Raw genomic sequence first — 1,284 nt, 5'->3', positions numbered from 1 at the left:
CCCATGATTTCCACGGCATAGGAAGGAGGCACAAAATCGACCACTTGTCCAAGATGATCCCTCATGGCCCTTACACGCCCATAGCAGCACCCGGCAATCAACAGATCCCCGGTTTTAAGAGTCCCCTCCTGCACCAGGATTGTGGCAACGGGGCCCCGTTGCCGATCCAGCAAGGCCTCAATAACAATACCACGAGCCAAGACCCGACGATCCGCTTGGAGTTCAAGGATCTCCGCCTGGAGCAGGATTGCATCGAGCAAATCCTGAATCCCCTGCTTTTTAAGGGCAGAAACCAGGGCGTAGAGGGTTTCCCCACCCCACTCTTCTGGCATAAGACCACGGTCCGACAGCTGCCTTTTGACCCGGTCAATATCAGCCTCCGGCTTGTCAATCTTATTAATAGCAACAACAATGGGCACCCCGGCTGCCTTGGCATGATCAATGGACTCAATCGTCTGGGGCATAATCCCGTCATCGGCAGCAACAACCAAAATGACAATATCGGTCAGCGAGGCACCCCGGGCCCGCATGGCCGTAAAGGCCTCGTGCCCCGGTGTATCCAAAAAAGTAACAGTTCCTTTGGGCAATGTAACCGTGTAGGCGCCAATATGCTGGGTTATGCCCCCAAACTCCCCTGCAGTCACATTGGCCTCGCGTATGGCATCCAAAAGGGATGTCTTGCCATGATCCACATGCCCCATCACGGTCACAACAGGGGGGCGATGCTCCAACTCCCTCTGAACGCCCTTGTCAAGACCCTCGAGAATCCTGCCCTCATTAAAGCTCACATCCTTAACCTCATATTTAAATTCGCGGGCAATCAAGGCGGCTGTGTCATGGTCCAGCACCTGGTTTACCGTTGTCATGGTCCCCATATCCATCAATCGTTTGATGACCTGGGATGACTTAATATCCATCCCCCGCGCCAAATCACCAACAGAAATACTCCCCTTTATTTCCACAACCCGTTTGATTTGCTTGGCAAGGGTCAGGGTTGGTTTTTTGATCCCCTTTTTGGAAACAATCTTTTTTCTCCTTCCCACCTTGGATGGTCTAAAAACACGCTCAACACGATCAATATAGGAAATACGGTTTAACTGGGTCAACGAACTGACAACCCCAATCCCATCCACCTCTAACAAATTATTTGTTTTCTTTTTGATTGTTTTTTTAAAACCGACACGCTTGTTTTTTTCCTCCTCCTCATCGACCAGTTCACCAGTTGTCACCAGGGGAATCGCAATCTTCTTTTTCTGGTCGGCCTCTTTGCTGTCAGATACATCC

General features: G+C 50.8%; 1 protein-coding gene. It reads right to left on the bottom strand.

What is annotated here, in order from left to right:
- The coding region (gene infB / locus HWQ67_RS18875) for a translation initiation factor IF-2 (protein ID WP_218254239.1) at positions 1-1,284 on the bottom strand (1,284 nt) is incomplete at both ends.

The organism is Candidatus Magnetobacterium casense (genome assembly GCF_019173545.1).
GTDB classification, from domain to species: Bacteria; Nitrospirota; Thermodesulfovibrionia; order Thermodesulfovibrionales; family Magnetobacteriaceae; genus Magnetobacterium; species Magnetobacterium cryptolimnobacter.
The sequence above is the reverse complement of the archived record's forward strand: the minus strand, read 5'-3'. Positions and strand labels throughout refer to the sequence as shown.